Source organism: Cytobacillus sp. FSL H8-0458 (assembly GCF_038002165.1).
Lineage (GTDB): Bacteria > Bacillota > Bacilli > Bacillales > Cytobacillaceae > Cytobacillus.
In genome coordinates, this window is record NZ_JBBOBR010000005.1 from 40,374 (window position 1) to 48,862 (window position 8,489).

Sequence of the window (8,489 nt, forward strand, 5' to 3'; positions counted from 1 at the left end):
TTGTCTAGCTTCGGCTCCTAACTTCTCGGCTGTTTCGATCCGTCCCTCCAAATCCCAAAACCAGGATTTGAATGGCCGGCTCTCCAACGTCTCTCGAAGTTGAACAGTCGCCTCCGCTTTTCGTTTTGGTTAAGTCCTCGATCGATTAGTATCAGTCAGCTCCACATGTCGCCACGCTTCCACCTCTGACCTATCAACCTGATCATCTTTCAGGGATCTTACTAGCTTGACGCTATGGGAAATCTCATCTCGAGGGGGGCTTCATGCTTAGATGCTTTCAGCACTTATCCCTTCCGCACATAGCTACCCAGCGATGCCTTTGGCAAGACAACTGGTACACCAGCGGTGCGTCCATCCCGGTCCTCTCGTACTAAGGACAGCTCCTCTCAAATTTCCTGCGCCCACGACGGATAGGGACCGAACTGTCTCACGACGTTCTGAACCCAGCTCGCGTACCGCTTTAATGGGCGAACAGCCCAACCCTTGGGACCGACTACAGCCCCAGGATGCGATGAGCCGACATCGAGGTGCCAAACCTCCCCGTCGATGTGGACTCTTGGGGGAGATAAGCCTGTTATCCCCGGGGTAGCTTTTATCCGTTGAGCGATGGCCCTTCCATGCGGAACCACCGGATCACTAAGCCCGACTTTCGTCCCTGCTCGACTTGTAGGTCTCGCAGTCAAGCTCCCTTGTGCCTTTACACTCTGCGAATGATTTCCAACCATTCTGAGGGAACCTTTGGGCGCCTCCGTTACTTTTTAGGAGGCGACCGCCCCAGTCAAACTGCCCACCTGACACTGTCTCCCGCCCCGATCAGGGGCGCGGGTTAGAATTTCAATACAGCCAGGGTAGTATCCCACCGACGCCTCCACCGAAGCTGGCGCTCCGGCTTCTCAGGCTCCTACCTATCCTGTACAAGCTGTACCAAAATTCAATATCAGGCTACAGTAAAGCTCCACGGGGTCTTTCCGTCCTGTCGCGGGTAACCTGCATCTTCACAGGTACTATAATTTCACCGAGTCTCTCGTTGAGACAGTGCCCAGATCGTTACGCCTTTCGTGCGGGTCGGAACTTACCCGACAAGGAATTTCGCTACCTTAGGACCGTTATAGTTACGGCCGCCGTTTACTGGGGCTTCGATTCAAAGCTTCGCTTGCGCTAACCTCTCCTCTTAACCTTCCAGCACCGGGCAGGCGTCAGCCCCTATACTTCGCCTTGCGGCTTCGCAGAGACCTGTGTTTTTGCTAAACAGTCGCCTGGGCCTATTCACTGCGGCTCATCAGGGCTATTCACCCTAATGAGCACCCCTTCTCCCGAAGTTACGGGGTCATTTTGCCGAGTTCCTTAACGAGAGTTCTCTCGCTCACCTTAGGATTCTCTCCTCGCCTACCTGTGTCGGTTTGCGGTACGGGCACCTTTTCCCTCGCTAGAGGCTTTTCTTGGCAGTGTGGAATCAGGAACTTCGGTACTAAATTTCCCTCGCCGTCACAGCTCAGCCTGTGTGGTAACGGGATTTGCCTCGTTACCGGCCTAACTGCTTGGACGCGCTAATCCAGCAGCGCGCTTACCCTATCCTCCTGCGTCCCCCCATTGCTCAAACGGTAAAGAGGTGGTACAGGAATATCAACCTGTTGTCCATCGCCTACGCTTTTCAGCCTCGGCTTAGGTCCCGACTAACCCTGAGCGGACGAGCCTTCCTCAGGAAACCTTAGGCATTCGGTGGATGGGATTCTCACCCATCTTTCGCTACTCATACCGGCATTCTCACTTCTAAGCGCTCCACCAGTCCTTGCGGTCTGGCTTCAACGCCCTTAGAACGCTCTCCTACCACTGACATCGAAAGATGTCAATCCACAGCTTCGGTGATACGTTTAGCCCCGGTACATTTTCGGCGCGGAGTCACTCGACCAGTGAGCTATTACGCACTCTTTAAATGGTGGCTGCTTCTAAGCCAACATCCTGGTTGTCTAAGCAACTCCACATCCTTTTCCACTTAACGTATACTTTGGGACCTTAGCTGGTGGTCTGGGCTGTTTCCCTCTTGACTACGGATCTTATCACTCGCAGTCTGACTCCCATGGATAAGTCTTTGGCATTCGGAGTTTGTCTGAATTCGGTAACCCGATGGGGGCCCCTAGTCCAAACAGTGCTCTACCTCCAAGACTCTTACTACATGAGGCTAGCCCTAAAGCTATTTCGGAGAGAACCAGCTATCTCCAGGTTCGATTGGAATTTCTCCGCTACCCACACCTCATCCCCGCACTTTTCAACGTGCGTGGGTTCGGGCCTCCATCCAGTGTTACCTGGACTTCACCCTGGACATGGGTAGATCACCTGGTTTCGGGTCTACGACCACATACTCATTCGCCCTATTCAGACTCGCTTTCGCTGCGGCTCCGTCTTATCAACTTAACCTCGCATGTAATCGTAACTCGCCGGTTCATTCTACAAAAGGCACGCTATCACCCATTAACGGGCTCTAACTACTTGTAGGCACACGGTTTCAGGATCTCTTTCACTCCCCTTCCGGGGTGCTTTTCACCTTTCCCTCACGGTACTGGTTCACTATCGGTCACTAGGGAGTATTTAGCCTTGGGAGATGGTCCTCCCTGCTTCCGACGGGATTTCTCGTGTCCCGCCGTACTCAGGATCCACTCTGGAGGGAACGAAGTTTCAACTACAGGGCTTTTACCTTCTCTGGCCGGCCTTTCCAGACCTGTTCATTTACCTCGTTCCTTTGTAACTCCGTGTAGAGTGTCCTACAACCCCAGGAGGCAAGCCTCCTGGTTTGGGCTAATCCCGTTTCGCTCGCCGCTACTCAGGGAATCGCGTTTGCTTTCTCTTCCTCCGGGTACTTAGATGTTTCAGTTCCCCGGGTCTGCCTTCCATATCCTATGTATTCAGATAAGGATCCCATCCCATTACGGATAGGGGGTTTCCCCATTCGGAAATCTCCGGATCAAAGCTTACTTACAGCTCCCCGAAGCATATCGGTGTTAGTACCGTCCTTCATCGGCTCCTAGTGCCAAGGCATTCACCGTGCGCCCTTTCTAACTTAACCGTATTTGACAGGTTCATCGAAGATGAACAAGATCAAAGGTTTTTAACTCTATTTAACATAGAGAGAATTCACTAAAATGGCGATTACTCGGTTATTGCTTCTTCATAATCATTATCTAGTTTTCAAAGAACGAATCTTTCATTGAGAGATTGAACTCTCAAAACTGAACGAACAAAGAACGTCACGTTTCTTGTAAATATTCCTTAGAAAGGAGGTGATCCAGCCGCACCTTCCGATACGGCTACCTTGTTACGACTTCACCCCAATCATCTGTCCCACCTTAGGCGGCTGGCTCCAAAAGGTTACCCCACCGACTTCGGGTGTTACAAACTCTCGTGGTGTGACGGGCGGTGTGTACAAGGCCCGGGAACGTATTCACCGCGGCATGCTGATCCGCGATTACTAGCGATTCCGGCTTCATGCAGGCGAGTTGCAGCCTGCAATCCGAACTGAGAATGGTTTTATGGGATTCGCTTAACCTCGCGGTTTCGCAGCCCTTTGTACCATCCATTGTAGCACGTGTGTAGCCCAGGTCATAAGGGGCATGATGATTTGACGTCATCCCCACCTTCCTCCGGTTTGTCACCGGCAGTCACCTTAGAGTGCCCAACTGAATGCTGGCAACTAAGATCAAGGGTTGCGCTCGTTGCGGGACTTAACCCAACATCTCACGACACGAGCTGACGACAACCATGCACCACCTGTCATCCTGTCCCCCGAAGGGGAACGCCCTATCTCTAGGGTTGTCAGGAGATGTCAAGACCTGGTAAGGTTCTTCGCGTTGCTTCGAATTAAACCACATGCTCCACCGCTTGTGCGGGCCCCCGTCAATTCCTTTGAGTTTCAGCCTTGCGGCCGTACTCCCCAGGCGGAGTGCTTAATGCGTTTGCTGCAGCACTAAAGGGCGGAAACCCTCTAACACTTAGCACTCATCGTTTACGGCGTGGACTACCAGGGTATCTAATCCTGTTTGCTCCCCACGCTTTCGCGCCTCAGCGTCAGTTACAGACCAAAGAGTCGCCTTCGCCACTGGTGTTCCTCCACATCTCTACGCATTTCACCGCTACACGTGGAATTCCACTCTTCTCTTCTGCACTCAAGTTCCCCAGTTTCCAATGACCCTCCCCGGTTGAGCCGGGGGCTTTCACATCAGACTTAAGGAACCGCCTGCGCGCGCTTTACGCCCAATAATTCCGGACAACGCTTGCCACCTACGTATTACCGCGGCTGCTGGCACGTAGTTAGCCGTGGCTTTCTGGTCAGGTACCGTCAAGGTACCGGCAGTTACTCCGGTACTTGTTCTTCCCTGACAACAGAGTTTTACGATCCGAAAACCTTCATCACTCACGCGGCGTTGCTCCGTCAGACTTTCGTCCATTGCGGAAGATTCCCTACTGCTGCCTCCCGTAGGAGTCTGGGCCGTGTCTCAGTCCCAGTGTGGCCGATCACCCTCTCAGGTCGGCTACGCATCGTGGCCTTGGTGAGCCGTTACCTCACCAACTAGCTAATGCGCCGCGGGCCCATCTGTAAGTGATAGCGAGATGCCATCTTTCAGCTTTTCCTCATGTGAGGAAAAGAGTTATCCGGTATTAGCCCCGGTTTCCCGGAGTTATCCCAGTCTTACAGGCAGGTTGCCCACGTGTTACTCACCCGTCCGCCGCTGACTTCAGGGAGCAAGCTCCCATCTGTCCGCTCGACTTGCATGTATTAGGCACGCCGCCAGCGTTCGTCCTGAGCCAGGATCAAACTCTCCATATAAGAGTTGATTAAGCTCGTTTTGTCTTTTCAAAAAAGACTAATGATTAAACGTTGACGTTTTGTTCGTTCAGTTTTCAAAGATCAATTTTTCTTGTTATATTTTTCCTTGCCGCCCAGAAGCGACTTTATCAATATAACATGTTACCCATAAACAAGTCAACAACTTTTTAAAAATGATTTTTCTCTGTTTAAATTGCCTTGTTGAGGACAAGAATTAATATACCATGACTCATTAAATGTTTGCAATATAATTTTTCAAAAATGTTTATCTTTATATTTCGATGCATTTTGTTATTAATCTCTTTTCTATTAGATGATTATTTGAAACCAATCTATTAGAGAGTACCTTTAATAAAGCGGCAGAAAATCTAAATAATCTGCACCCAGATCTCATAATGGGTGCATGTTCTACAAATCAAATTAATGCGTATTTAACTTGAACTTTCAAGAATAAGTTATATCAATAGAATATTATTCGAAAACTTTATCATACATGCCCACATACTTATCCACTGTAAAACACTTATTATTTCAGTTGTCAACAGAGTTACGCACAGCCTGTTGATAACTTTGTTCACTTTTCCACAGTTTTAAAAGCAACCATACAGAATAATAAATCTATAAGAAATTTTAATACCTGCTTATTGAAGTACAAACTCAAAATTAAATATAGCCAGTATAAAGAAGAAATAGTAATAGTTTGAGTTAATTTTCATAATATCTATTAACTCTACTTTTAACGGAAGGTGTGAATCATACTGGAAACCGCAGCTCTGTACCTATCAGTAATCATGGCCGTATTTTTGTTTGCTTATGCTTATGCAGAAGGAATTAAAATTGCAAACTCAGATGAAGAGGTCTATGGAGGCACCTTCATCTTTTCAGTTACAGCTGCTTTTATTTTTTCAGCTCTGACCTATGTATTCAGATAAAAAAATCTCCCCGTTTCAGGGAGATTTTTTCACTAATATACCTATAGACAAGCTCCCATTTATCAGGAAACCGTTGTTTTTTTCTTCAATTCTTTCATTCGAATCTTTCTCTCATCTAATAAAAAGAGAGTTATTCCTCCAATTACAATTGCTCCCCCAAGAACTTGTGTCCATATAATAGACTCATGAAGCAAATAATAAGCTAAAACAGCAGCACCAACCGGCTCGAATAAAATTGCCATCGAAATGGTTGAAGTGCTTAGCCACTTTACTGACCAATTGAATAAGGTATGTCCGAGCAGTGTGGGAACAAGAGCGAGCAGGATAAAATATACCCAATCACTGGTTCCATAGGGGAGTAAAGGTTCTTCGGCGATTAACACATAAAAGAATAATGTAATAGCGCTAATACTGTACACAACAAAAGTGTAGGTAATGAGCGAAAGTCTTTTTCTGACTGTCTGGCCAAACATTAAGTAAGCCGTTACCAGGGCACATGCAATGATTGCAAGCATATCCCCAAACAAAGCAGACCCGCTGATCTGAAAATCTCCCCAGCTGATAATAACACTGCCTAAAATTGCGAGAAGCCCGCTTAATATTGCTTTCCAGGTAAACTTTTCTTTAAAGAAGAAATATGTACCTGCAAACGCAAAAAGGGGCTGTAGAGTCACAAGGACTGTAGAACTGGCTACAGAAGTGTAGTTCAGTGACTCAAACCACAGAATAAAATGGAAGGCAAGAAACACACCGGCAATGATGGAATAGATCCAATCCCGCCTTGTAATAAGACGAAGTTCAGGAACATACTTTATAAGAAATACAGGCAACATGAATAGGACAGAAAATAATAACCGGTAAAACGCAATGACTCCCGATGGAGCGCTGGATACCTTCACCAATATGGCTGAGGTTGAGACAGAAATGACTCCAATTGCCAGGACAACATAGGGATTTATTTTTTTATCTGACATTTTTAATACTCCTTGTTTCTGTTTCCTAATAATTAGGGTATATTTCATTTTATAATGTATAGTCAATCTTTTACTACGGTTTTATAATAGCAGGATTTTAAAGATCGTATTTCGATATATAATACTTAAAAAAGCGGGAGATATTATGAGCAGTTTAGAGATAGAAATATTAATGAAGCTGGGGATTTCAGCAGTCCTGGGTCTTGTTATCGGCCTGGAGAGAGAATTAAAACGAAAGCCCGTCGGCCTAAAGACCAGTTTAGTAATTTCCATAGTAAGCTGCCTGCTGACCATTGTGTCTATTGAATCGGCATATATGTTTCCCGGAAATGATAACATCAACATAACGATGGATCCACTGCGTTTAGCCGCCCAAATTGTTTCCGGAATCGGCTTCTTGGGTGCAGGCGTTATATTGAGGCGGGGAAATGACAGCATTTCAGGTCTAACAACAGCCGCATTAATTTGGGGGGCAGCAGGAATCGGAATTGCTGTAGGAGCAGGCTTTTATATTGAAGCAATGGCCGGAGTAGCGCTGCTGATTATATCAGTTGAGGTAATTCCTTTTATTATGGGGTTAATTGGTCCCAAACGCTTAAGAGAAAAAGAAATCAACCTGCAGCTGAAAGTAAGGGATAAAAAAAATATTGCTGACATCATCCCAGCTGTCAAAGACCTTGATATATCTATAAAACATATTCGCATTAAAGATTTAGAGGATGAAAATCTGCATCTTGTACAGCTGATCGTTGCCGTCGATTACAAAAGAAGAACTACGGATGTTTATTACAGTGTTTCAAGTATTCCTGGAGTACAGTGCATGGAAATCGATAGTATGCAGTAAATTTTTTTAATAATTCCTCTTGCAAGATAGCCCCGATGTGGTTATAATTTTTCTTGTACCACCACCCGGGGGATTAGCTCAGCTGGGAGAGCGCAACGCTGGCAGCGTTGAGGTCAGGGGTTCGAGCCCCCTATTCTCCATACCAATAGAAAAAAGGGAAGCCTTGATAAGAGGCTTCCCTTTTTTCTATAAACCTCTATTAAACCCTTGGCCAATTTAAGGTCACTGAAGAAAAAAATTTTGTTAATTAACTTGGTTCACAACCGCTTCCCGTTTGAGTGAGTCTAACAGTCAATGAGATGTCCTCTTTCTCACTCACAGTGTCAAAGCGGCCACAACTGTCAAAGTTTCGAATAATATCCCATTGATTTACCGAAGAAGCCACCAACTTGCAATGAATTGGCTCATTTTTAATCTCAAAAGTTGAAGAACCGAATGTACACCGATCTGCACCTTGTCCATCCTCAGCAAGCCCTCTCGTTTCAAGATCATTATTCTTCATACTATATTGGCCGAATGGAAATAGAATTGGTCTTGCAAGCTGTACTCTGTTATAACAATTAAAAGGAACATTCACACTGTAATCTCTCACATAACCCTCGCATCCCTCGACGTATTGAATATTTTTATGAATATACCCTTCAACAAACAAACTTGCCATATTATTAACGTTAGTAATCGGAAGAACTTTACACTGAGTTAGATGTACGTTCTTACGAATTTGCTTTATATCCGCTGCATAAGAAGGCAGTTTAAATTCACTTTCTATAAGGGTTTGAATCTGAATATTTCCTAGCACTACATTTCCTTCAGTTTCTCTTACTGTAACGTTAAAGGTACATTCTGCTGTATTGTCCGCAGCATCCGTTGCTCTACATGTTACAGTAGTGGTTCCTACAGGGAAAAAGCTTCCTGAAGCT

3 protein-coding genes, 1 tRNA gene and 2 rRNA genes are annotated in these 8,489 nt (G+C 46.1%); 2 read left to right on the forward strand and 4 right to left on the reverse strand.

All coding sequences use genetic code 11. From position 1 onward, the window contains the following. Positions 1-125: 125 nt before the first annotated feature. The 3 genes from NYE23_RS25215 to NYE23_RS25225 form a co-directional block, all read right to left on the reverse strand. A 23S ribosomal RNA gene (locus tag NYE23_RS25215) occupies positions 126-3,061 on the reverse strand. Between the two features lie 207 nt (positions 3,062-3,268). Then, positions 3,269-4,819: ribosomal RNA gene (locus NYE23_RS25220) — 16S ribosomal RNA — on the reverse strand. Together the 16S and 23S rRNA genes form the textbook arrangement of a ribosomal RNA operon. 994 nt (positions 4,820-5,813) lie before the next feature. Continuing rightward, the gene (locus tag NYE23_RS25225) at positions 5,814-6,725 is read right to left on the reverse strand and encodes a DMT family transporter (protein ID WP_341082243.1); all 912 of its coding nucleotides are present in this window, start codon (positions 6,723-6,725) and stop codon (positions 5,814-5,816) included. A gap of 145 nt (positions 6,726-6,870) precedes the next feature. On the opposite strand from NYE23_RS25225, the gene NYE23_RS25230 reads away from it, so the two are divergent. Both NYE23_RS25230 and NYE23_RS25235 read left to right on the forward strand, forming a co-directional pair. Further along, positions 6,871-7,569 (forward strand): MgtC/SapB family protein, encoded by a 699-nt coding sequence (locus NYE23_RS25230; RefSeq protein WP_341082244.1) that lies wholly within the window; start codon positions 6,871-6,873, stop codon positions 7,567-7,569. A 67-nt stretch (positions 7,570-7,636) separates the two neighbouring features. Further along, positions 7,637-7,709: transfer RNA gene (locus NYE23_RS25235), tRNA-Ala, on the forward strand. 107 nt (positions 7,710-7,816) lie between these two features. On the opposite strand, the gene NYE23_RS25240 is transcribed toward NYE23_RS25235, so the two are convergent. Then, positions 7,817-8,489: CsxC family protein (locus NYE23_RS25240; protein WP_341082246.1), on the reverse strand; the 673-nt coding region annotated here is incomplete at its 5' end.

What these genes read in the sequence shown, in the direction of transcription:
- NYE23_RS25225 (WP_341082243.1), bottom strand. Translation starts at nt 6,725, where the DNA reads ATGTCAGATAAAAAAATAAATCCCTATGTTGTCCTGGCAATTGGAGTC.
- NYE23_RS25230 (WP_341082244.1), top strand. Translation starts at nt 6,871, where the DNA reads ATGAGCAGTTTAGAGATAGAAATATTAATGAAGCTGGGGATTTCAGCA.